Origin of the sequence: Curtobacterium sp. MCLR17_040, assembly GCF_003234735.1 — a bacterium.
Classification (GTDB): Bacteria; Actinomycetota; Actinomycetes; order Actinomycetales; family Microbacteriaceae; genus Curtobacterium; species Curtobacterium flaccumfaciens.
Window position 1 is genome coordinate 294,329 of record NZ_QKTE01000002.1, and the last position, 20,928, is coordinate 315,256.

Sequence of the window (20,928 nt, forward strand, 5' to 3'; positions counted from 1 at the left end):
GGGAACAGGACGAGCAGATGACCGACTCCGTGTACGACATCACCATGCCCGGCGACGAGCCCGTCGCCGGGTGGCACCCCGGCACGCCCGGCGCCGAGGTCGGCTCCCGCCGTGCCGCGCGTCTGGCCGCCGCCGCCGCTCCGCCCGAGCAGGTCTACGACCTGACGGACGACTCGGCGGTGTGGCCCGCGCCCACCGGCACGGCCGTGGCGAGCCCGGTTGCCGGGCCCGTGGGCGTTCCGGTCGCCGCTCCCGTGGCGCAGTCCGCCACTGCTCCGGCGACGCCGCCCGCCGCGGTGCCGTCGTCGACGGCCACCTACGGGTACGCCGAGCCGGCGACCCAGCAGCTGCCGGCCATCGCCTACAGCGGCGCGCACCACGCCGCACCGCCGGCACCTGCTCCGGCCCCCGCCGCGGCCTCGGCGGGTGACATCGACTTCGCCCGGCACGCACGCGAGGTCGCCGACCCCGACCTCATCACCGCACTCGCACAGGTCGTCTACCAGGGGGCCTCCGACCTGCACGTCACGGCCGACGCCCCGCCCACCGTCCGCGTCGACGGCTCACTCCGGCCGGCCGTGCCCGGAGGCGCGTGGTCGCGTGGCAAGGTCATCGCGGCACTCAAGACGCTGCTGTCCGTCGAACAGGCCGGGCAGTTCGACCACCACCAGGAGCTCGACTTCGCGTACTCGCTGTCGCCGGAGTACCGCTTCCGCGTGAACTACTACCAGCAGCGCGGCAACTGGGGCGCCGCGTTCCGCATCATCCCCACCAGGATCAAGACGCTCAAGCAGCTCGGCATCCCCGCGCACGTCGGTGACTTCGCCGGCCTGCCCCGTGGCCTGGTCCTCGTCACCGGCCCGACCGGCTCGGGCAAGTCGACCACCCTCGCGGCGCTCATCGACCTGGTCAACGAGAGCCGTGCCGACCACATCGTCACGGTCGAGGACCCGATCGAGTTCATGCACGACCACAAGCGGTCGATCATCAACCAGCGCGAGGTCGGCGCCGACACCCACTCCTTCGCCTCCGCGCTCAAGCACGTGCTGCGGCAGGACCCCGACGTCATCCTGATCGGTGAGCTCCGCGACCTCGAGACCATCTCCGTCGCGCTCACCGCCGCCGAGACCGGTCACCTGGTGTTCGCCACCCTGCACACGCAGAGCGCACCCGGCACGATCGACCGCGTCATCGACGTCTTCCCACCGCACCAGCAGGGGCAGATCCGCACCCAGCTCGCGGCCACCCTGCAGGGTGTCGTCTGCCAGACCCTCGTCCCGAAGGCCAACGGCGTCGGCCGGGTCGTCGCCACCGAGATCATGACGATCACCCCGGCCATCGGCAACCTCATCCGCGAGGGCAAGACGTACCAGATCACCTCCGCCATGCAGGCCGGCCGTGACCTCGGCATGCACACCATGGACCAGGACCTCGCCGAACTGGTCAACGTCGGCACGATCTCGCGCAAGGCCGCGATGGAGAAGGTGCACGACGAAGAGGGCTTCGACCGGCTCGTCCAGCGCGTCGAGTCCCCGTCCGACTCCTCGGCCGCCGCGATCGCCGCCAGCGGCATCGACTTCGGCGACAAGTTCTCCGGAGGCTACTGATGTCACTCGCGTTCGACTACCGCGGGCGTGACGGCGCCGGCAAGCTCGTCAAGGGCCGCCTCGACGCCGCGTCCGAGGGGGCCGTCGTCCAGCGTCTCCGGGGGATGGGCGTCTCACCGATCGCCATCACCGAGGCCAAGGCCGGCACCGGGCTCCAGACCGAGATCAAGATCCCCGGGTTCGAGAAGGGCGTCGGCCTCAAGGACCTCGCGATCATGTCGCGACAGGCCTCGACGATGCTCACCTCGGGGCTCTCCCTCCTGCGGACCCTGACGATCCTGTCCGACCAGACCGAGAACAAGAAGCTCAAGGACATCCTCGGCAAGGTCCGCGACGACGTCGAGCGCGGCGTCTCGTTCTCCGACGCCGTCGCGAAGTACCCGGTCGACTTCCCGCCGATCATGATCAACATGATCCGTGCGGGGGAGACCGGCGGGTTCCTCGACCAGGCCATGGACTCCATCGCGACGAACTTCGAGAAGGAGCACAAGCTCCGCTCGACGATCAAGTCGGCGATGACCTACCCGGTGGTCGTGCTCGTGATGTCACTGGTGGCGGTCGCCATCATGCTCATCTTCATCGTCCCGATCTTCCAGGACATGTTCTCGTCGCTCGGCGGCACGCTCCCGCTGCCGACGCAGATCCTCGTGACGCTGTCACACGCCATGCGGTACGTCGCGATCCCGCTCGCGATCGTCGTCGTGCTGGCGTGGTTGTGGTGGCGAGCGAACAAGAACACCGAACGCGTCCGAGCGTTCATCGATCCGATCACCCTGAAACTCCCGGTGTTCGGCCCGCTGCAGAAGAAGATCGTCATTGCTCGGTTCGCGCGCAACTTCTCGAACATGATCGGCGCCGGCGTTCCCATTCTGCAGGCATTGCGGATCGTCGGGGAAGTGTCGAACAACTTCGTCGTGAAGCGCGCGCTCGACAATGTCGCAGAGGCCGTGCGGAAAGGTGAATCAATCGCGGTGCCGCTCGCCGCACAATCGGTTTTCCCGGCAATGGTGACGCAGATGGTCGCGGTCGGTGAAGACGCCGGTTCCCTCGAGATCATGCTCGAGAAGATCGCGGTGTTCTACGACGCCGAAGTCGAGGCGACCACCGATGCCCTCACCTCGCTGATCGAGCCGCTGCTCATCGCGTTCCTGGGGGTGGTGGTGGGCGGGATGATCATCGCGCTGTACATGCCGATCTTCCAGATCACCAACGTCGTGCAGAACGCTTCCTAGTCATCCCACCCCCATGCGGGGGCATTGTCGATATCGACCCTCCCCCGCACTGGGGGTGTTTTGTGCCCAGCATGGCCCCCGTTCTCGGGATTGGCCGCTCGATGTGCCCCCAATACGCTGATCTGCGGCGGCCGAGCAAGCCCCGAAATCATTTCCCCGACATTCCCCGCAGAATGGAAACAACCATGTACTTCGCTCTCATGGGCAAGCTCGACGCTCGCCGCAAGGGTCTCCTGAAGGACGGCGAGAAGGGCTTCACGCTCATCGAGCTCCTCGTCGTCGTCATCATCATCGGCATCCTCGCCGCGATCGCCATCCCGGTGTACATCGGCGTGCAGAACAACGCGAAGGACTCGGCAGTCAAGTCGGACGTCACCAACGCGAAGACCGCCGTGGTGAGCATCGCGACCAATGGCACCGGGGCGTTCCCGGACAGCGCTGACCTGACTTCGGCCGACTACAAGAAGGCTGGTTCGACTGCCGGGTCGGACACGACGCTGACCTACACGGTCAACGCCGACAAGACCGCCTTCTGCATCCAGGGCAGGAGCACGGCGACCACCAAGACCTTCGGCGCAACCGACTCCTCGGGTGTCGCCGAGGGCACCTGCGCCTCGGGCGTGTTCACGAAGAAGGCCTCCTAACACAGCACTCGGGGCGGGCGGCGACTGATCGGTCGTCGTCCGCCCCGACGTCCAGGCACTCCATCCAGAAGGGACGCCATGATCTCGCGCATCGCCGAGCGACTGCGTTCCGCACGGGACAACGAGGACGGCTTCACGATCATCGAGGTGATGGTCGCGATGACGATCTTCGCCCTGATCGCCGCCGGGATCGCCGCCGGCATCGCTGCCTCACTGGTGCTGTCGAAGGACACCCGTGCGCGCGAGGTCGCATCGACGATCGCGATGGAGGACATCGACGACCTCCGGGACACCCCGAGCATCTTCAACGTGAAGAGCGGCACCGCCACCAAGCAGGTCGGCAACCAGGTCTTCGACCTGACCCGCAAGGTCTCGTGGACCCGGTCGTCCGGCGCGGCCACCGCCTGCGGCACGGGTGACGGCAGCCTGTCGTACAAGGCCGTGACGGTCACGGTGCGCTGGAAGACCAGCGCCGCAGCGTCCGGGACCCAGCAGGTCGAGATGTCGAGTGCCATCGCTCCACTCACGAACATCAACTCGGACACCACGGGCTCGATCCTCGTCGGCGTGACGAACGCGAACGGGATCGGTGTGTCCGGGATCGTGCCGACCGTGAGCGGTGGCCCCGCCGGGGTCACGTTCCCGGCAACGGACGCGGAGGGCTGCACCTACGTGGCCGGCGTCGCGCCGGGGACCTACAAGGTGTCGGTCGCCCGCACCGGGTACATCGACTCGACCCAACAGCCGAGTCCGTCGTCGCAGTCGGTGACGGTGTCGGTCGGGAGCTCCGGTGCCGCCGCCTTCACCTTCGACAAGGTGACGACCTACTCGTTCAAGTACCTGACCTCGCCGGCATCGTCCGCTATCCTGCCGACCAACCTGCCGTTGTCGATCACCAACGGGACGTCGGGCACGACCGTGTTGAACCCCGCCCCGACGAGCGCGGCCTTGTTCCCGTTCCCCTCGGGGTACCAGGCGGTCGCGGGGCTGTACTCCGCAGACGTGTCGTCCGACGCCGCAGCGACCTGCCTGGGCCCGGAACCAGGTGCCTGGACGACCGCCAACAAGGCCGGCAAGAAGGGGACGGCGACGGAGTTCAAGGACGCGACCGGGCCGATCTCGATCAGCATGGGCGCGATCACGCTCGCCAAGCCGGACAAGGCGCTCTTCATCACCGCGAAGACCACGACGGCCGTGAACGGCGATCCCGGCTGCGCGAAGGGGATGACCCTGAGCTTCCCGAAGCCGACGTCCGACAGCATGACGATCGCCCTGCCTTGGGGAACCTGGAAGCTGTTCACGGGCGGCACCGCGGGCGCGGCGACGACGCCGCTCACGCTCACCGCCACCAACACCGCGATGGTCAGCAACGGTGCCGTCACCGATGGCGTCGTCCTCGTCGACCCGAGGCCGGCCAGCTGATGCGCGCGCTCCTCCGTCGTCTGCGTGGCGATCAACGCGGGATCACGCTCGTGGAGCTCCTCGTCGCCATGCTCGTGACGTCGCTGCTGCTCACCCTGGTCGGGAGCTTCTTCGTGTCGATCTCGAAGGCGCAGCGCACGGTGTCCTCGGTCAACGACAGCACCCGACAGGGCACCACGTCGATGACGCAGCTCAGTCGGTACCTGCGTGAGGCATCTCGTTGGCAGGTGAGCAAGACGGTCAGCGCGCCCGCGATCGTGAGCGCCACTGGCCGGAGCGTGCAGTTCTACTCGGGTGTCGACCTGTCCAGCGCGCGGGCCGGGCTCACCAAGGTGACGGTCGACGTCGTGTCGAACCGGCTGCGCATGCAGCTGCAGCGGGGCGACTGCCCGACCGGCGGGTACTGCACGTTCACCGGCGCCACCCGGACGCTGTGGCTCGCCGACGTGGTCCGTGCCGGCACGCTCTTCTCGTACGTCGACGCGGACAACGGCCCCGTGTCTGCGCCGGCGAACGCCACCTACGACACGATCCGGTCCGTCCGCGTGGCGCTGACGGTGGGGTCGACGGACGGCGTGACCACCAACGACAGCACGTTCCAGGCCACCATCAACCTGCGCAACCTCGACTACGGCGCAGCCACGGAGTCATGATGCTCATCCGGATCCTCCGAGGCCTGCGTGCCCGAGACGACGAACGCGGGGTCGCCCTCGCGGCCGTCATCGGGATCGGTGCGGTGCTCATGATCGTGCTGTCCCTCGTCGTCGCCACCGCGACGAGCGGTGCGACGAAGGCGACGACCGACACGAACTACAACAAGGCGATCGCGGCCGCGTACGCGGGTCTCTCCGACTACCAGGGCCGCCTCGCAGCCGACAACGCCTACGTCAAGTACGGCGTGCGCACCGCGTTCTCGTCGACGAGCACGTACACGGCAGATCCGGCGAACAAGGCCTTCGGCACCGCGAAGGACGGCTCGTGGGCGAACGTGGTCGGGAGCACCGACCAGTCCTACCGGTACGAGGTCGACAACTCCGACTACTCGACGACCGGCAAGGTCCGCCTGCGCGTGACGGGGAAGGCCGGTGCCACGACGAGGACCATCGTCGTGGACCTCCGCGGTGACGGCTTCGTCAACTACCTGTACTTCACGAACTACGAGTCCCAGGACCCGAGCCTGACGAACGCCGGCTGCGTCTCGAACCACCGCAACGACGACGACTGGAGCTCCAGCAGCAGCTGTGAAGCGGTCACGTTCGCCAGCGGTGACGTCCTCGACGGGCCGGTCCGGTCGAACGACGTCATCACCGCCTGCGGAGCGACGTTCAACTCGAGCGTGCAGGACACGGGGCCCGCCGACTTCTTCTACACGAGCAAGGCGACGACCATCGACTCCGCCTGCCGCTCGTCCACGAAGTTCATCGGCGGGAAGATCAAGAACGTCGGGACGCTCCCCATGCCGAGCACCAACGCGAACATGAAGCAGGAGGCACGGACCGACATCCCCGAGAAGGTGGCGAAGCCCGGGTGCCTGTACACCGGTCCGACGTCCATCACGTTCCTCGCCGGGGGCAAGATGCGCGTGGTCTCACCGTGGACCATCTCCACACAGGTCAAGGGCAACGCCACGGGCAGCGCCATCGCGCCGGGTCCGGGGAACGACGCCCTGTGCGGCTCGGTCGCTGCCCTCCGGGGAACCGGTGCCGTCATCCCCACGCTGCCCGCGAACTTGGTCTACGTGCAGAGCGTGCCGTCGACGGTCGGTGACCCGAACTACTGGGCGTCCAGCGCGACACCGTCCGGCACGGTCAACGGGACCGTGAACGCGGGTTCGCCGGTCTACTGCCAGCAGACGGTCAAGTCGGGGAACTCGACGAGTTCGGACTACGGCAACGGCCTGGGGTACCCGCTCAACGGCGAGTTCACCGGAACGCGCGGGGATGCCGGGTACTACGGGTGCCGCAGCGGTGATGCCTTCGTGTCCGGGTCCTTCGGCGGACAGATGACCCTCGCCGCGGAGAACTTCCTGTACGTCACCGGGAACATCGTCTACCAGAACGGCCGGACTTCGGACGACATGCTCGGGCTCGTCGGGCAGAAGGCGGTCTCCGTCTACAACCCCGTGTCGTGCTCGAGCTACTCCGGCTGGTCGAACACGGTGTGCAACACGGGCAGCAGCTCCTACTCGACGAACACGGCGCCGACCAAGAACATCGAGATCGACGCGGCCATCGCCAGCAACCTCGGCACGTTCAACGTCCAGAACAGCCAGTACGGGTCGAACCTCGGCATCCTCACGATCTACGGATCGATCGCCCAGCAGTTCCGCGGCTCGGTCCGCACCTCGTACGGCAACGGCCTGCTGACGGGGTACGCGAAGGCGTACTCGTACGACAGCAGACTCAAGTCCTCGGCCCCGCCCAAGTTCCTGCAGCCGGTCTCGACCACCTACGGTGTGACGACCGAGACCGAGTCCGCGACGGCCTTCCGCGCCGACGGCACCCCGACGGGGAAGTGACCGTGGCTTCCTTCGCCTCGGTGGCGCCCCTCGTCGCCGCGCTGGTCGGTGTGCTCGGTCTCGCGATCGGGTCGTTCCTGAACGTCGTCGTGTACCGGGTGCCCGCGGGCATGTCCGTCGTCGCGCCGGCCAGCTCCTGCCCCGGATGCGGTCACGCGATCCGAGGTCGCGACAACGTGCCCGTGATCTCATGGCTCGTCCTGCGCGCCCGGTGCCGCGACTGCGGCGCGCCCATCTCGGCCCGGTACCCGCTCGTCGAAGCCGCCACGGGCCTCCTGTTCGTCGCGATGACGCTGCTCTCGGTACTCGCTCCGTGGTCGCCGCTGGCGGGGCCGGACGGCGTCCCCGGAACGATCCACGCTGCGATCCTGCTCGTCGCACTCCTGTACCTGATGGCGATCAGCATCTCGTTGACGCTCATCGACCTCGACACCCACACGTTGCCGAACCGGATCGTGCTGCCGGCCTACGTCGTGCTGCCCGTGCTCCTGCTGGCGGCGTCGGCGGCGTCCGGGGACTGGGGCGCCGCGCTCCGGGGCCTCATCGGCCTGGTCGTCCTCGGCGGCGTCTACCTCGTGCTCGCGCTGGCGGTGCCCGGCGGGATGGGGCTCGGCGACGTGAAGCTCGCCGGCGTGCTCGGCCTCGTGCTGGCGTACCTCGGATGGGGACCCCTCGCAGTGGGTTCTTTCGCGGCGTTCCTGCTCGGAGGTACCTTCGCAGTCGTCCTCCTGGTCGTGCGCCGGGCGGGCCGTCGCAGCGGGATCCCGTTCGGCCCCTGGATGCTCGCGGGTGCGTGGCTCGGCATCGCCGTCGGTGCCCCCGCCTGGGGCGGCTACCTGCGCCTCCTCGGACTCGCCTGACGCCTCGTCGCGCGCTGACCCACCAGACCGACCCGAAGACGGTCACGGAAGGACCACCCATGTCGAAGAGCATCGTGGGCGTCGACATCGGCGCCGCCGCGATCCGTGCTGTCGAGGTCCAGGACGCCGACAAGCCGAGACCGACGATCCTGCGGTTCGCCGAGGTGCCCGTGCCCCCGGGCGCGACGAAGCAGGGGGAGGTGCTCGAGCCCAACACGGTCGCGGGTGCGCTCCGACAGCTCTGGTCGCTCGGGCGCTTCCGCTCGAAGGACGTCGTGCTCGGCATGGGCAACCAGCGCGTGCTGTCGCGCGACCTGACGGTCCCGAAGGCCCCCATCGCGCAGATCCGCGAATCGTTGCCCTTCCAGGTGCAGGACATGCTCCCGGTGCCCGTGGGCGACGCCATCCTCGACTTCTACCCGACCAGCGAGGAGACGGGGGAGAACGGCCCCACCGTGAGCGGTCTCCTCGTCGCCGCCGTGAAGGACGCCGTGCTCGCCAACGTCCGCGCGGTCCAGAACGCCGGGCTCAAGCCGGTCGGTGTCGACCTCATCCCGTTCGCCCTGGCACGTGTCCTCGCGCCGGCGAACAGGCCGGGCACCGTGGCCATCGTCGAGTGTGGCGGCAACACGACGACCGTCGTCATCGTCACCGACGGCGTCCCGAAGTTCGTCCGCATCGTGCCGACCGGCGGCGATGACATCACGCGGCTCCTCGCCGGCCGGCTGACGATCGACGAGGGAGCGGCCGAAGCCGTCAAGCGCCACCTGGGCATGGATCCGGAGCGGGCGCGGACCGGCGACGACGCGCTCGCGGTCGCGGCAGTCCGCGAGACGATGGGCGAACTGCTCTCGAGTCTCCGCAACACCGTCAACTACTTCGTCAACACCCACCCTGCCGAGCCCGTGGGCGAGATCCTGCTCTGCGGCGCTGCAGCTGCGCTCCCCGGTTTCGCCGCAGCGCTCTCGGAGTTCACCCGGACGCCCGTCCGGTTCGGGGCGCCGTTCGCCAACGTCGCGCTCGCGAAGTCCATCCGGGTCGAGGACCTGCACGCGCACGGCGCATCGATCGCCGTGGCATGGGGACTCGCCGCGGGAGGGAAGGCAGCATGAGCCAGTCGACCAAGTCGAAGCCCTCGCGCTCTGGACGGAGTCGCCGCCGAGGAGCGGCGCCCGACCCCGCCCTGCGCGTCGCCGCCGAGACCGCGGAGCGCGTCAAGCGCCAGCGTCGGACCACGCCCAGCGAGATCGTCGTCGGGGGCCGCCCCAGTGTCGACCTGCTGCCCACCGAGGTCCTCGCCGACCGACGCAGCAGCCGTGTCGTCCGTCGGATGTGGGCGGGCGTCGTCCTCGTGGCGATCGTGGTCGGGATCGCGACCGCCGGAGCCAGCCTCCTGTCCAGCCAGGCCCACGACGACCTGACCCACGCGCAGGACGAGACCCTGTCGCTCCTGCAGCAGCAGGCGAACTACCGCGAGGTCCGGGACACGGAGGCCGGTACTGCGCTGCGTGAAGCCGCGCAGTCCGTCGGCGGGGCCACGGAGATCGCTTGGCAGCCGTACCTCGCTTCGCTGAAGGCGTCGCTCCCGGCGGGAGTCGAGATCACCGGCGTCGCGATCGACTCGGCCACGCCGCTGGAGACCTACGCGCAGGCCGACACCCCGCTCCAGGGGCAGCGTGTCGCGACCCTGACCATCGACGCGCAGAGCCCGACGCTGCCGTCCGTTCCGTCGTGGCTCGATGCCGTCAAGGGGCTCAAGGGCTTCGTCGACGCGACCGCGAACTCGGTCACGCTCGACCCGACGACCGGGACGTACACGGTGAACATGACGATCCACGTCGACCAGGCCGCCTTCGACGGCAAGTACCAGGACGAGGGCGAGTGAGATGACCCGCAACCGACTCAACATGCTCCTCGCCGTCGTGGCGATGGTCGTGGTGGCACTCGCGGGGTTCTTCCTCGGCGTACAGCCACATCTCGCACAGGCCGCGAGTGACCGTACCGACCAGGTGTCGGTGGACGCGACGAACCGGACGACGGCGGCGGAACTCGCCCGGCTCAAGGACCGCGCGAAGTCCCTGCCGGCGATGAAGGCGAAACTCGCGGAGCTCACCACCTCGGTGCCGTCGAGTGCGAACATGTCCTCCTTCTACGGCGCAGTCGACGGCGTGGCAGCCCGGGCGGGCGTGAAGGTGTCCGCGATCACGACGTCGGACGCTGTGGCGTACACCGCCCCCGTCGCAGCCTCGACTGCCGCGGGCACCGAGGACTCGTCGGCCTCCGCGACGGACGAGGCGACGGACGCGGCGACGCCCGATCCGACCGCGGCATCCACCGGCGCCGCGACGGCGCCCGTGACCGATCCGGCGATCTCGGCCGCGAACTTCTCGGCCATCCCCGTCTCCGTGTCGGTCGACGGGTCGTTCGACCAGGCCCTGTCCTTCGTCGGCGGCATGCAGGACGGCGCTCGACTCTTCCTCGTCACCACGGTGTCGTCCTCCATCTCGCAGGACTCGACCGACCCGGCCGCGGCGGCTGCGACGACGTGGACGTTCGGTGGCTACGTGTACGTCCTGACCGCCGAATCGGACACCGCTGCGAAGGGCTGACCCGACCCCCACGGACTGGGGTCGTCCGCGCCACGCCGACCCCACTTCCGCGACACCCGTCGTTGTGATTACGATGCACCAGACGCCGTGATCGCGGCTGCTCATCCCCTCTCGAACGGTCGGCTCGAACCGGCCGTTCCTCGTCGTGCCCGGAGTCGCGCGTGTTGGTCGGAATCGTGGAATTCCTGGGTTGGTTCGGTGCAGTAACCGTTCTAGCCGGTTACATCTTGTTCTCCACCGGCAAGATCCCGAACGGCCCGCTCTACCAGCTGTTCAACCTCGTCGGCGGCCTCGCGGTGGCCATCAACGTCGCCGCGCACCACGCCGTCCCCTCGACCATCGTCAACGGGATCTGGGCGATCGTCGCCGTCGTCGTCCTGGTGAAGATGGGCCGAGCGCGCCGCGCGGCGAAGCGCGACGGATCCGTGTCCACCGAGCCGCCGGTCCTGCGCGCTGAACCGGCCGCGACCACCGGGGTCCTGCCGGTCATCGGCCCGGCGCTGCGTGACCACGAGCCGGAGGAGGCCGCTGGTGCGGACGGCACCACGGGCCTCCAGTCCGACGACCCGACGGACGCGGCGGACGAGAAGACGCCGGATGCTGCGCCTGCCCCCATGACGGAAACCGTCCCGATCATCACGGCGACGATCGCGCTCGCCCTGGTCGCCGCAGCGCAGGAGCAGTCCGACCGGGCGGACCGTCGCGAGCACGCGGACGACACGGACCACGCCGAACCCGCTCGCTGACCAGCCGGTCGGCGATACGATCGGCCCATGTCCCGGTGGTTGATCGCGACGATGACGTCCGTCCTCTTCATCGCGCTCGTGATCGCCGTCACGGGCTTCGAAGCCCTGCTCGCCGACGTCGAGGTCATCTCGCAGCCCGACGCCACCCCGTACCTCGGGCCCGCGATGGTGGTGGGTGGCGCGGTGGTGGTCTTCCTCGCGACCGCGGCCGGCGTGCGCGACGGCAACCCCGGGGTCACCGCGCTGGTGGCCGCAGCGACGGTCTACCTGGTCATGCTCGGCGTCGGAGCCGTGGGCTACGCGCTCGTCCGCTCGGACGCGACGGAGCTCCTCGTCTTCCCCGCGGGGTACGCCCTCGGGCCCTTCGTGGTCGGGTCCGTCGTGGTGGCGCTCCTGTCGGTGCTCGGCGGGATCACGATGGCTCGCCACCAGGCACGGACCGATGGCGGCTCGGGCGCGGCCGGGGCGGCGCGTCTGGACGGGCCTGACGAGCGCTCCGGGCACAACCGGACGAACGCGGGCGAGGAACCCGCCGGACGGTAGTGTTCGCAGGGCACGACGCACACGCAACGGGGGAACGATGAGCGACCAGCACGCGCAGGATCCGGACCAGCAGGGCGGCTGGGGTGCCGTCCCGCCGGTGGCCTCGATCCGTGGGACCGACGGAACGTCCGAGGCAGCGGCCCAGGGGTTCGGTCCGGGTCCCGGCGCAGGAGCCCCCGGATTCCCCGGGATGCCCGGACCGGTGCCGCAGCGTCCTCGCCGGAAGCTCCGCCGCGGTCAGCTCATCGGCATCATCTCGGGCGGCACGGCGGTCGTCCTGCTGCTCGTCGCCGGTGTCGTCGGCTACTCGGTCGGTTCCTCCTCGCACTCGGCGGACCGCCCGGTGCGGGCGTTCCTCGACGACCTGACGGCCGGACGCGTGGCCGACGCCCTCGACGACGCGGGCATCGAACGCGAGAAGACCGACGTGCTGCTCGGCGAAGCCGCCTACGCGAAGGCATCGGACAAGGTCACCGGCTACCGCGTCGCCGCGACGCGGACGGACGGCGACACCGCGACGGTCCGCGCGTACCTGCGCCAGGGCGGGCAGGACGTCGCTGCGACCTTCACACTGGACAAGACCGGGACGGACTGGGGTGTGTTCCCCATCTGGGAGCTGCAGGCCCCCGAGCTCGGATCGGTCGCCGTCGCCGTGCGGGGGCCGTCCGGTGCGGCGGTCACCGTCGCCGGCCGGAACGTGAAGACCGCGAAGGACGGCACGGTGAGCCTCCGCGCGCTGCCAGGCACGTACGACGTCGCCTTCGACGGCGGCAAGTGGACCACGGCCCGTGGGGGATCGGCGAGCGTCAGCGGGTTCGGTCGGTCGACCTCGACCCCGGTGCAGATGACCACGACCCTGACCACCGCCGGGCAGCAGGCCGCCAAGCGGGCGGTGGACGACTGGGTGGACGGCTGCATCGCCTCCACCGACGCCGCCCCCGCCGGGTGCAGCTTCTACGCGTACGGGCAGAACCCGGCGTACACGTACTCGAACCAGAAGTGGACGCTCGAGACGCGGCCGACGGTCCGGGTCGGCAGCTGGACGACGAACGGCTGGTTGATCACGACGACGGCACCCGGCCGGGCGAAGTACACGGCCGACATCTCGGGTGCTGCCGGCACCGGGACGGCCTCCGCGGGGCCGCTCAACGTGAACGCGAGCGGGTACGTCACGGGCTTCTCGAGCGACGGCGCCACGTTCCGCTCGGCGGTGGGCAACGGGTCGTCCGACACCGGCACATGACGGTGTCGGTTCCCGGGGTGACCCGGATTGATTTCGTCCCGTTACGCGGGTAGTCTCTACCGGGTGTGCGCCCTCGGGCGCGCCCGAAAAGTCCGGTGAGCGGGATCGCCCAGCCGGACCACTCCGTCCCCCACTCGAACACCCGCCGTCCGGCGGTGCTCAGCGTGGGACGAGGAAGCCGGCGGAACGCGCCGGCCAGAGAGCACGAGCGAAGAACCAGGAGAACAGTTGCCTACTATTCAGCAGCTGGTTCGCAAGGGTCGTACGCCGAAGGTCACCAAGACCAAGGCGCCCGCCCTGAAGGCGAACCCCCAGCAGCGTGGTGTGTGCACCCGCGTCTACACCACCACCCCCAAGAAGCCGAACTCGGCACTGCGCAAGGTCGCTCGTGTCAAGCTCTCGAACGGCACCGAGGTCACGGCCTACATCCCCGGTGAGGGCCACAACCTCCAGGAGCACTCGATGGTGCTCGTCCGCGGCGGTCGTGTGAAGGACCTCCCGGGTGTGCGGTACAAGATCATCCGTGGCGCCCTGGACACCCAGGCAGTCAAGAACCGTAAGCAGGCTCGTAGCCGCTACGGCGCGAAGAAGGGTTGAGTTAGATGCCTCGTAAGGGTCCCGCCCCCAAGCGTCCCGTCGTCGCCGACCCGGTCTACGGTGCGCCGATCGTCAGCCAGCTCGTCAACAAGATCCTGCTCGACGGCAAGAAGGGCCTCGCCGAGCGCATCGTCTACGGTGCACTCGAGGGCGTTTCCGCCAAGAACCAGCAGGACGCCGTCGTGACGCTGAAGAAGGCGCTCGACAACGTCCGTCCGACCCTCGAGGTCCGTAGCCGCCGCGTCGGTGGCTCGACCTACCAGGTCCCGGTCGAGGTCAAGCCGCACCGCGCGAACACCCTCGCGCTCCGTTGGCTCACCTCGTACGCCAAGGCTCGTCGCGAGAAGACGATGACCGAGCGTCTCATGAACGAGATCCTCGACGCGTCGAACGGTCTCGGTGCCGCGGTCAAGCGCCGCGAGGACACGCACAAGATGGCCGAGTCGAACAAGGCCTTCGCCCACTACCGCTGGTAGTCCCGGCACCGTCCGGGTGCCGGTGGTCAAGAACCCCGGCGCCCGGACGGCCGCCAACCTCTCCTACAACTCTTCCGGAGGAACCCTGTGGCACAGGACGTGCTCACCGACCTGAACAAGGTCCGCAACATCGGCATCATGGCGCACATCGATGCCGGCAAGACCACGACGACCGAGCGCATCCTGTTCTACACGGGCATCACGCACAAGATCGGTGAGGTCCACGACGGCGCTGCCACGATGGACTGGATGGCGCAGGAGCAGGAGCGCGGCATCACGATCACGTCGGCCGCGACGACCTGCTTCTGGGACAACAACCAGATCAACATCATCGACACCCCCGGTCACGTGGACTTCACGGTCGAGGTGGAGCGCTCGCTCCGCGTCCTCGACGGTGCGGTCGCCGTCTTCGACGGCAAGGAGGGCGTCGAGCCCCAGTCCGAGACCGTCTGGCGTCAGGCCGACAAGTACGACGTCCCGCGCATCTGCTTCGTCAACAAGATGGACAAGCTGGGCGCCGACTTCTACTACACCGTCGACACCATCGTGAACCGCCTCGGCGCGGAGCCGCTCGTGCTCCAGCTGCCGATCGGTTCCGAGAGCTCGTTCGAAGGCGTCGTCGACCTCGTCCAGATGCGTGCACTCACCTGGCGCGGCGACGCCAAGGGTGACGTCGCGATGGGCGCGAAGTACGAGATCGAAGAGATCCCGGCCGACCTGCAGGACCGCGCCGCCGAGTACCGCGAGAAGCTCATCGAGCGCGTGGCCGAGGCGGACGACGTCCTCATGGAGCGCTACCTCGAGGGCGACACCGACTTCTCGGTCGCAGAGATCAAGGCAGCCATCCGTGCCCTCACGGTGAGCAGCACGCTCTACCCGGTCCTCTGCGGTTCCGCGTTCAAGAACCGTGGTGTCCAGCCGATGCTCGACGCCGTCATCGACTACCTCCCGTCCCCGCTCGACGTGCCGCCGATGATCGGCCACGACGTCAAGGACGAGGAGAAGGAGATCATCCGCAAGCCCGACGCGTCGGAGCCGTTCTCGGCCCTCGCGTTCAAGGTCGCGGTGCACCCGTTCTTCGGTCGTCTGACCTACGTGCGCGTCTACTCCGGCTCGATCGAGTCCGGTGCCCAGGTCATCAACTCGACCAAGGGCAAGAAGGAGCGCATCGGCAAGATCTTCCAGATGCACTCCAACAAGGAGAACCCGGTCGCCAACGTGACCGCTGGCCACATCTACGCGGTCATCGGCCTCAAGGACACCACCACCGGTGACACCCTGTGCGACCCGACCAACCAGGTCGTCCTCGAGTCGATGACGTTCCCGGAGCCGGTCATCGAGGTCGCCATCGAGCCGAACACGAAGGCCGACCAGGAGAAGCTCTCCACGGCCATCCAGAAGCTCGCCGAAGAGGACCCGACGTTCCGCGTCGAGCTCAACGCCGAGACCGGTCAGACGACGATCAAGGGCATGGGCGAGCTCCACCTCGACATCCTCGTCGACCGCATGAAGCGTGAGTTCCACGTCGAGGCGAGCGTCGGCAAGCCCCAGGTGGCCTACCGCGAGACGCTCACCAAGATCGTCGAGCGCTACGACTACACCCACAAGAAGCAGACCGGTGGTTCCGGCCAGTTCGCGAAGGTGCAGATCGCGCTCGAGCCGATGGAGGTCACGAGCGAGAAGGTCTACGAGTTCGTCAACGCGACCTCCGGTGGCCGTGTCCCGCGCGAGTACATCCCGTCGGTCGACGCCGGTATCCAGGACGCCATGCAGGTCGGCATCCTTGCGGGCTACCCGACGGTCGGCGTGAAGGCCATCCTCAAGGACGGCGCGGCGCACGACGTCGACTCGTCCGAGATGGCGTTCAAGATCGCCGGCTCGATCGCCTACAAGGAAGCGGCTCGCAAGGCCGGTCCGGCGATCCTCGAGCCGATCATGGCCGTCGAGGTCCGTACTCCTGAGGAGTACATGGGCGACGTCATCGGTGACCTGAACTCCCGTCGTGGCCAGATCGCCTCGATGGAGGACGCCTCGGGCGTCAAGGTGGTCCGCGCGAGCGTGCCGCTGTCCGAGATGTTCGGCTACGTCGGCGACCTGCGGTCGAAGACCTCTGGTCGTGCGGTCTACTCGATGACCTTCGAGACCTACAGCCAGGTCCCGGCCAAGGTCGCCGAGGAGATCATCGCGAAGAACGCGGGGGAGTAGCGCTCAGCGCTTCTCCACAGGCGGGGGCGCCCGGCGACGGGCCCCTCGCCACCAAGTAAAGTACAGACACACACCGCGCACCAACGGTCCCGAGCCCATCCAGGGCCGGCCGGGGGTGACGCTTCCGAGTCCTGAGGAGGACCCACAGTGGCCAAGGCCAAGTTCGAGCGCACCAAGCCGCACGTCAACATCGGAACCATCGGTCACGTCGACCACGGCAAGACCACGCTCACGGCGGCGATCACCAAGGTTCTGCACGACCAGTACCCGGACCTCAACGAGGCCCGCGACTTCGCGCAGATCGACAACGCTCCCGAGGAGCGCCAGCGCGGCATCACGATCAACATCTCGCACGTCGAGTACCAGACCGAGAAGCGTCACTACGCGCACGTCGACGCCCCCGGTCACGCCGACTACGTGAAGAACATGATCACGGGTGCGGCACAGATGGACGGCGCGATCCTCGTGGTCGCCGCCACCGACGGCCCGATGCCCCAGACGCGTGAGCACGTCCTGCTCGCCCGCCAGGTCGGCGTCCCCTACATCGTCGTCGCACTGAACAAGTCCGACATGGTGGACGACGAGGAGATCCTGGAGCTCGTCGAGCTCGAGGTCCGCGAGCTCCTCGGCTCGCAGCAGTTCGACGAGGACGCCCCCGTCGTGCAGGTCTCGGCGCTCAAGGCGCTCGAGGGCGACGAGAAGTGGGTCAAGTCGGTCCAGGACCTCATGGCCCAGGTCGACGAGCACGTGCCGGACCCGGTGCGCGCCACCGACCAGCCGTTCCTGATGCCGATCGAGGACGTCTTCACGATCACCGGTCGTGGCACGGTCGTCACCGGTCGCGTCGAGCGTGGCACGCTCAACCTGAACGCCGAGGTCGAGATCGTCGGCATCCGCGCGACGCAGAAGACCACCGTCACGGGCATCGAGATGTTCCGCAAGCTGCTCGACCAGGCGGTCGCCGGTGACAACACCGGTCTGCTCATCCGTGGCCTCAAGCGTGAGGACGTGGAGCGCGGCCAGGTCGTCGTGAAGCCGGGTTCGGTCACGCCGCACACCGAGTTCCAGGCGAACGCGTACATCCTGACCAAGGACGAGGGTGGGCGTCACAACCCGTTCTACGCGAACTACCGCCCGCAGTTCTACTTCCGCACCACGGACGTCACCGGCGTCATCACGCTGCCCGAGGGCACCGAGATGGTCATGCCCGGTGACACCGTCGCCATGACGGTCGAGCTGATCCAGCCGATCGCCATGGAAGAGGGCCTCCGTTTCGCCATCCGTGAGGGTGGTCGTACGGTCGGTGCCGGTACGGTCGAGAAGATCATCAAGTAACTCCGGTTCCTTGCGACAGCGGGGTCAGGCCTTCGGGCCCGGCCCCGCTTCGTCGTACGCGGCCACTGGCGGGCCGTACAGAGCGCCGGACAGGAGGTCCGGGGCGGCGCCCGCCACGGGCCTCCTGTCCGCCCCGTGACCCGTCACAGGCGTCACGGAGTTGGCTCGACCGCGTGACCCGCCTCCGCAGATCCGCGACCTCCGGTCGCGGCTACCACCGCGTCCGTTCCGGACGCGGTTTCTCGTTCCGCGACCCCGACGGCAACACCGTGACGGACCCGGACGAGCGCCGTCGACTCGAGGAGTTCGTGATCCCGCCGGCGTGGGACGACGTCTGGATCTCCCCGTACGCGAACGGCCACATCTTGGCCACCGGCACGGACGGTGCGGGGCGCCGCCAGTACATGTACCACCCGTCCTGGCGTGAACGGATGGACCGGATCAAGTACGACCGTGCGCTGGCACTGGCCGAGTCGTTGCCGGTCGCCCGCCGCGGTGTCACGCAGGACCTCCGTCGCCCCGAGCCGGACCGCCGCCGTGCGCTGGCCGCAGCGTTCCGCATGCTCGACCAGGGGTCCCTCCGGGTCGGGTCCGAGCGGTACGCCACCGAGCACGGCAGTCGTGGGCTGTCCACGCTGCTGTGCGCGCACGCCCACGTGTCGGGCGACGACATCGAGCTCGACTTCCCCGGCAAGAGCGGGCAGGAGTGGTCGTCGTCGATCCACGACCACGACCTGGCGCGGGTCATCGCCGGCATGAAGCGTCGCGGGCCCAACGCGCGGTTGCTCTCGTTCCGCGAGCGTCGCGGTGCGGAGTGGGAGCCGCTCTCCGCCGAGGACATCAACGCGTACGTGAAGGAACGCGCGGGCGACGAGTTCACCGCGAAGGACTTCCGGACCCTGCACGGGACGGTCGCGGCCGCGGTCGACCTGGCGAAGACCGGACCGCAGTCGTCCCAGGCCAAGCGGAAGAAGGCCGTCTCGCACGCGGTGAAGGCCGCCAGCGACGAGCTCGGCAACACCCCGACGGTGTGCCGACAGAGCTACATCGACCCCCGGTTGCTCGACGCGTACGACCACGGCGAGACCATCGATCCGAACCGCCTGGCGTCCGCCGAGGCCGAGGTCCGGGCACTGCTCTACCGACAATGACCCGGGGGCCGTCCGGATGACGTAGCGTTGGTCGACGTGCCGGACCACCCCCACACGGCACGGAAGGACCCACAACAGTCGTGACCGACGAGTGCATCCACGGATTCCCCACCGAGCTCTGCGACATCTGCGCACCCCGGCAGCGCGAGGCGTCGGAGATCCCAGCCACCCCGGCACCCCGCCGGACCCGCATCACCACCAACCTGCGCGTCGACCCGCCGGCCTCCGGGCCCGGGACGTCGCTCCGGTCGCCGACGTCGCTCCGTTCGTCGTCCGCCGACCTGCCCGAAGCACGTGAGTTCGCAGCGCTCCGCGCCCACCACGTCACCCACATCGACAACCTCGACGGCATCGTCGGCGCCGGCGCGATCCTGGCGTCCGACCAGGCCGAGCCGGTCGTGGACGTCAGTTCCGCCGACACCCGCGCTGCCCGCGCCGAGGCCGAGGCGCCCGACGGCTCCTCGATCGCCGGCCACGTGCCGTTCACGCTGTCGCCCGACGCCACCCGTTGGGACGAGCTCCGTACGGGCGCCGAGGGCGAGCGCTGGTCGGACGCCGCCCGCCGCACCCGGGCGATCGACTACGTCGTGCTCGTCGTGCCGGTCTCCGCGTTCGGTGCCTCGGTGATCGTCGCCGACCAGGACGCCGACGCCGACGACGTCCGGTTCGCCGTCGGTCCCGACGCCGGCACGAACCTGATCCGTCGCACCGACTTCACGGACCCGGAGATGCACGGCCTCGAGCTGCTCGCCGGACCGAGCGTGCCGTTCACGTCGGTCGCGGTCATCGGCGTGCCGAACGACAAAGCCCGGCAGACCGTCCGCGCCGTGCTCGCCGACCACGGTGGACACGCTCCGCGAGTGGCCGTGTTCCCGCCGTGGTTCGTGCCCCCGGTGACCGCCGAGTGACGGTCTCCTGACCCGTGTCGACGCACCCTCCGGACCCCGTCCGGAGGGTGCTCCGCGTTGCGGGGCCGAGCCGGGCCTCCAGGCCGTCCGATCCGCGTGGATCCGGGCAAGCGAGCCGGCGGGACACGCCCGGCAATTCGCGACACGCCCGGGTTGCACGTGGGCCAGGGCTATGCGAGACTTGTCCGGTTCCGAATTCCCCGTGGGTGTACGCCCACAGGATCACTGCTCTGGCAGTGCACAACCCCCTTGTTCAGCAGGGCTGGGTTGGGCCGCAGGCAGCAGAACACGACTCCCCGAAGGGTGACGGACGCGGTGTACCACTGCTGCGCCCGGAGCACGAGGCAGTCGATTGCCCACGCTGGACGGCCACGGTCGCCCGCGAGGTTGACAGGTGAACAGCGGTCATCCCCAGTGGATGCGGCCGGTTGGTTCAGGAAAACAGCACGGTCCGCAGGAATGCGGAACCGAGCGGCGTCAGGCGGCCAGAGGGTGCGCGGCGCAGAGAGGACAAGAGACACATGGCGGGACAGAAGATCCGCATCCGGCTCAAGTCGTATGACCACGAGGTCATCGACACGTCGGCCCGGAAGATCGTCGACACGGTGACCCGTGCCGGTGCAACCGTGGTCGGCCCGGTGCCGCTCCCCACCGAGAAGAACGTGATCGCAGTGATCCGTTCCCCTCACAAGTACAAGGACTCGCGCGAGCACTTCGAGAAGCGCACGCACAAGCGGGTCATCGACATCGTCGACCCGACGCCGAAGGCCGTTGACTCGCTCATGCGACTCGACCTGCCGGCAGACGTCAACATCGAGATCAAGCTGTAAGG

The 20,928-nt window shown here is 68.7% G+C and carries 20 protein-coding genes; all 20 read left to right on the plus strand.

Features of this window, described 5'->3' with window-relative positions:
* Window positions 1–17 precede the first annotated feature (17 nt).
* The 20 genes from DEJ01_RS03430 (at window position 18) to rpsJ (ending at window position 20,926) form a co-directional block, all read left to right on the plus strand.
* Complete coding sequence (locus tag DEJ01_RS03430; protein WP_309147055.1) at window positions 18–1,607, plus strand: type IV pilus twitching motility protein PilT; 1,590 nt, start codon at window positions 18–20, stop codon at window positions 1,605–1,607.
* The gene (locus DEJ01_RS03435; RefSeq protein ID WP_111023277.1) at window positions 1,607–2,839 is read left to right on the plus strand and encodes a type II secretion system F family protein; all 1,233 of its coding nucleotides are present in this window, start codon (window positions 1,607–1,609) and stop codon (window positions 2,837–2,839) included. The genes DEJ01_RS03430 and DEJ01_RS03435 overlap by 1 nt, the downstream gene beginning before the upstream one ends.
* A gap of 185 nt (window positions 2,840–3,024) precedes the next feature.
* Window positions 3,025–3,483 (plus strand): prepilin-type N-terminal cleavage/methylation domain-containing protein, encoded by a 459-nt coding sequence (locus tag DEJ01_RS18515; RefSeq protein ID WP_309146940.1) that lies wholly within the window; start codon window positions 3,025–3,027, stop codon window positions 3,481–3,483.
* A 78-nt stretch (window positions 3,484–3,561) separates the two neighbouring features.
* Entirely contained in the window at window positions 3,562–4,905 is a 1,344-nt protein-coding gene (locus tag DEJ01_RS03445) for a prepilin-type N-terminal cleavage/methylation domain-containing protein (RefSeq protein ID WP_111092218.1), read from the plus strand.
* Window positions 4,905–5,558 carry a PilW family protein gene (locus DEJ01_RS03450; protein ID WP_111092219.1) on the plus strand — a complete coding sequence of 218 codons (654 nt, stop codon included), beginning with the start codon at window positions 4,905–4,907 and terminating at the stop codon, window positions 5,556–5,558. Before DEJ01_RS03445 ends, DEJ01_RS03450 begins: the two co-directional genes overlap by 1 nt.
* Window positions 5,555–7,423 (plus strand): hypothetical protein, encoded by a 1,869-nt coding sequence (locus DEJ01_RS03455; protein ID WP_111092220.1) that lies wholly within the window; start codon window positions 5,555–5,557, stop codon window positions 7,421–7,423. The genes DEJ01_RS03450 and DEJ01_RS03455 overlap by 4 nt, the downstream gene beginning before the upstream one ends.
* Window positions 7,420–8,283 carry a prepilin peptidase gene (locus tag DEJ01_RS03460; protein ID WP_375342373.1) on the plus strand — a complete coding sequence of 288 codons (864 nt, stop codon included), beginning with the start codon at window positions 7,420–7,422 and terminating at the stop codon, window positions 8,281–8,283. The genes DEJ01_RS03455 and DEJ01_RS03460 overlap by 4 nt, the downstream gene beginning before the upstream one ends.
* A 59-nt stretch (window positions 8,284–8,342) precedes the next feature.
* Entirely contained in the window at window positions 8,343–9,395 is a 1,053-nt protein-coding gene (pilM, locus tag DEJ01_RS03465; RefSeq protein ID WP_111046462.1) for a type IV pilus assembly protein PilM, read from the plus strand.
* The gene (locus tag DEJ01_RS03470; RefSeq protein WP_111092221.1) at window positions 9,392–10,168 is read left to right on the plus strand and encodes a hypothetical protein; all 777 of its coding nucleotides are present in this window, start codon (window positions 9,392–9,394) and stop codon (window positions 10,166–10,168) included. Before pilM ends, DEJ01_RS03470 begins: the two co-directional genes overlap by 4 nt.
* 1 nt (window position 10,169) lies before the next feature.
* On the plus strand, window positions 10,170–10,892 hold the full coding sequence (locus DEJ01_RS18045; RefSeq protein ID WP_181438343.1) for a hypothetical protein: 723 nt from the start codon (window positions 10,170–10,172) through the stop codon (window positions 10,890–10,892).
* A 227-nt stretch (window positions 10,893–11,119) separates the two neighbouring features.
* Window positions 11,120–11,638: a hypothetical protein gene (locus tag DEJ01_RS03480; protein WP_111092222.1), complete on the plus strand. Its 519-nt coding sequence runs from the start codon at window positions 11,120–11,122 to the stop codon at window positions 11,636–11,638.
* A gap of 27 nt (window positions 11,639–11,665) precedes the next feature.
* Window positions 11,666–12,181: a DUF6121 family protein gene (locus DEJ01_RS03485; protein WP_111092223.1), complete on the plus strand. Its 516-nt coding sequence runs from the start codon at window positions 11,666–11,668 to the stop codon at window positions 12,179–12,181.
* Window positions 12,182–12,218: 37 nt separating this feature from the next.
* Entirely contained in the window at window positions 12,219–13,424 is a 1,206-nt protein-coding gene (locus tag DEJ01_RS03490) for a hypothetical protein (RefSeq protein ID WP_111092224.1), read from the plus strand.
* Between the two features lie 228 nt (window positions 13,425–13,652).
* Window positions 13,653–14,021: a 30S ribosomal protein S12 gene (rpsL, locus tag DEJ01_RS03495; RefSeq protein ID WP_017885540.1), complete on the plus strand. Its 369-nt coding sequence runs from the start codon at window positions 13,653–13,655 to the stop codon at window positions 14,019–14,021.
* A gap of 5 nt (window positions 14,022–14,026) precedes the next feature.
* Complete coding sequence (gene rpsG / locus DEJ01_RS03500) at window positions 14,027–14,497, plus strand: 30S ribosomal protein S7 (protein WP_017885539.1); 471 nt, start codon at window positions 14,027–14,029, stop codon at window positions 14,495–14,497.
* Window positions 14,498–14,584: 87 nt separating this feature from the next.
* Window positions 14,585–16,702 (plus strand): elongation factor G, encoded by a 2,118-nt coding sequence (gene fusA / locus DEJ01_RS03505; RefSeq protein WP_027466735.1) that lies wholly within the window; start codon window positions 14,585–14,587, stop codon window positions 16,700–16,702.
* A gap of 147 nt (window positions 16,703–16,849) precedes the next feature.
* On the plus strand, window positions 16,850–18,037 hold the full coding sequence (tuf, locus tag DEJ01_RS03510) for an elongation factor Tu (RefSeq protein WP_027466734.1): 1,188 nt from the start codon (window positions 16,850–16,852) through the stop codon (window positions 18,035–18,037).
* A 173-nt stretch (window positions 18,038–18,210) separates the two neighbouring features.
* Entirely contained in the window at window positions 18,211–19,188 is a 978-nt protein-coding gene (locus DEJ01_RS03515) for a DNA topoisomerase IB (RefSeq protein WP_111023287.1), read from the plus strand.
* A gap of 80 nt (window positions 19,189–19,268) precedes the next feature.
* Entirely contained in the window at window positions 19,269–20,096 is an 828-nt protein-coding gene (locus DEJ01_RS03520) for a DarT ssDNA thymidine ADP-ribosyltransferase family protein (protein ID WP_084741336.1), read from the plus strand.
* Window positions 20,097–20,617: 521 nt separating this feature from the next.
* The gene (gene rpsJ, locus DEJ01_RS03525; protein ID WP_017885534.1) at window positions 20,618–20,926 is read left to right on the plus strand and encodes a 30S ribosomal protein S10; all 309 of its coding nucleotides are present in this window, start codon (window positions 20,618–20,620) and stop codon (window positions 20,924–20,926) included.
* Window positions 20,927–20,928 lie beyond the last annotated feature (2 nt).

What these genes read in the sequence shown, in the direction of transcription:
- DEJ01_RS18515 (WP_309146940.1), top strand. Translation starts at nt 3,025, where the DNA reads ATGTACTTCGCTCTCATGGGCAAGCTCGACGCTCGCCGCAAGGGTCTC.
- DEJ01_RS03470 (WP_111092221.1), top strand. Translation starts at nt 9,392, where the DNA reads ATGAGCCAGTCGACCAAGTCGAAGCCCTCGCGCTCTGGACGGAGTCGC.
- DEJ01_RS03445 (WP_111092218.1), top strand. Translation starts at nt 3,562, where the DNA reads ATGATCTCGCGCATCGCCGAGCGACTGCGTTCCGCACGGGACAACGAG.
- DEJ01_RS18045 (WP_181438343.1), top strand. Translation starts at nt 10,170, where the DNA reads ATGACCCGCAACCGACTCAACATGCTCCTCGCCGTCGTGGCGATGGTC.
- DEJ01_RS03430 (WP_309147055.1), top strand. Translation starts at nt 18, where the DNA reads ATGACCGACTCCGTGTACGACATCACCATGCCCGGCGACGAGCCCGTC.
- DEJ01_RS03485 (WP_111092223.1), top strand. Translation starts at nt 11,666, where the DNA reads ATGTCCCGGTGGTTGATCGCGACGATGACGTCCGTCCTCTTCATCGCG.
- DEJ01_RS03490 (WP_111092224.1), top strand. Translation starts at nt 12,219, where the DNA reads ATGAGCGACCAGCACGCGCAGGATCCGGACCAGCAGGGCGGCTGGGGT.
- pilM (WP_111046462.1), top strand. Translation starts at nt 8,343, where the DNA reads ATGTCGAAGAGCATCGTGGGCGTCGACATCGGCGCCGCCGCGATCCGT.
- DEJ01_RS03455 (WP_111092220.1), top strand. Translation starts at nt 5,555, where the DNA reads ATGATGCTCATCCGGATCCTCCGAGGCCTGCGTGCCCGAGACGACGAA.
- DEJ01_RS03435 (WP_111023277.1), top strand. Translation starts at nt 1,607, where the DNA reads ATGTCACTCGCGTTCGACTACCGCGGGCGTGACGGCGCCGGCAAGCTC.
- rpsG (WP_017885539.1), top strand. Translation starts at nt 14,027, where the DNA reads ATGCCTCGTAAGGGTCCCGCCCCCAAGCGTCCCGTCGTCGCCGACCCG.
- rpsJ (WP_017885534.1), top strand. Translation starts at nt 20,618, where the DNA reads ATGGCGGGACAGAAGATCCGCATCCGGCTCAAGTCGTATGACCACGAG.
- DEJ01_RS03450 (WP_111092219.1), top strand. Translation starts at nt 4,905, where the DNA reads ATGCGCGCGCTCCTCCGTCGTCTGCGTGGCGATCAACGCGGGATCACG.